This window comes from Pseudoalteromonas sp. S3785, from assembly GCF_005887365.1.
Taxonomy (GTDB): Bacteria; Pseudomonadota; Gammaproteobacteria; order Enterobacterales; family Alteromonadaceae; genus Pseudoalteromonas.
The window spans coordinates 1-1509 of sequence record NZ_PNCT01000115.1 but is presented as its reverse complement, the minus strand read 5'-3'; the positions used below and the strand labels follow the sequence as shown (position 1 = coordinate 1509).

Here is a 1509-nt window from a genome sequence, read left to right as displayed (position 1 = left end):
TTCCTGTAACTGAGCTAACGACCCATATTACTGTTTTAAAAAACTATTAATATAGTAGTTGTTTTATGTGGTGGGTGATACTGGACTTGAACCAGTGACCCTCGCCTTGTAAGGGCGATGCTCTCCCAACTGAGCTAATCACCCACATCTAAATAACATTGCATTGCTGCGTTGTTGTGGGGCGCTATTATAGATAGAGTTGCAAATGTGTCAACACTTGAATGATAAAAATGTGCTGAATGAAGGTTTTATAAACAACGCGATGTGGTTGGCGTTTACTTTATCACCAAATTTAAACGAGCAGGACAAATAAACAGCTAAATTAAGCGAAGTGACTGCCTTATTTTTATATACAATAAAAAGCGTTTGCTTAAATAAACGAATAAAAAGCCAATGTTTAAATTGATACATCAAGCGTGACGTCTTTTCACAAAGGAAAGTCACTGTCAAAAAATTAAAATTTTAGAGCCACATAAGTTAATCTTTAAAAGGGACGAACAGTTTAAAAGGAATAAGTCTTAATATGTATTGCCATTTGTGCGAATAAACTCTAACTAACCTCAAGAGTTTTGGCACAGTGACAACTAAATAGAGCCTATTACCCAAATTTGATCTTAGCCTTTAAAACAACACGAGCTATTTGTTGGTATGTTTAACGACGATCTAATTCAATTCAACTTTTATATTTTTCAAGCAATTTAAAAAGGGGAGGGATATGCATTTAATAAATAAGGTTATCGAATAGGGTTCAGAGATTTAAATAACACACTTATAATCGCAGGTTGGCCTGGTTTAAGTCATGGCAAAAAGTGCTTTTTGAATCTGTACTCAATTTGCATATAAATGTATACCTTTTATGGTAAACATTATTAGGTCATCAACGAGGTATGAATAGTTAATTAATCTGTTTATAGTGCTGTTAGGTGAAGTAGAGCCCGAATTTTATCGAAATTACAATTTTTAGCATGCTTGATAGCCAGTTTGTTGAAAATTAAACCATTTAAATAAAGTGACATAAAAAACTGTTGACTTTATTTGGGGGGGTGCATAGAATGCGCCCCGCACTCAGCGATACACAACGTGTTAAACACGTTAGGTATTGAAAAAGTTTGGGGCTATAGCTCAGCTGGGAGAGCGCTTCGCTGGCAGCGAAGAGGTCTGCGGTTCGATCCCGCATAGCTCCACCAAATCTTTGTGCATGTCCTAGGGTAGCAGTTTTCTGTGTCCCCATCGTCTAGAGGCCTAGGACACCGCCCTTTCACGGCGGTAACAGGGGTTCGAATCCCCTTGGGGACGCCATCTAACAAATAGTTAGACGTGGTTTGACCAACAGAAAAACGTAACACTTAAAGCTCGAGTCTTTATGTGTGTTAAGCGTATTACCTTAGCAGCTCGTGATATGAGTTAAACTTATCAAATGTCCTAGTGACACTTTTTAGTGTCCCCATCGTCTAGAGGCCTAGGACACCGCCCTTTCACGGCGGTAACAGGGGTTCGAATCCCCTTGGG

3 tRNA genes are annotated in these 1509 nt (G+C 38.6%); 2 read left to right on the top strand and 1 reads right to left on the bottom strand.

Annotation, left to right across the window (positions count from 1 at the left end):
• Positions 1–68: 68 nt before the first annotated feature.
• A tRNA-Val gene (locus CWC17_RS18655) sits at positions 69–144 on the bottom strand.
• A 967-nt stretch (positions 145–1111) separates the two neighbouring features.
• Here CWC17_RS18655 and CWC17_RS18650 point away from each other — a divergent pair.
• A tRNA-Ala gene (locus CWC17_RS18650) sits at positions 1112–1187 on the top strand.
• A gap of 36 nt (positions 1188–1223) precedes the next feature.
• Positions 1224–1299, top strand: a tRNA-Glu gene (locus CWC17_RS18645).
• Positions 1300–1509 lie beyond the last annotated feature (210 nt).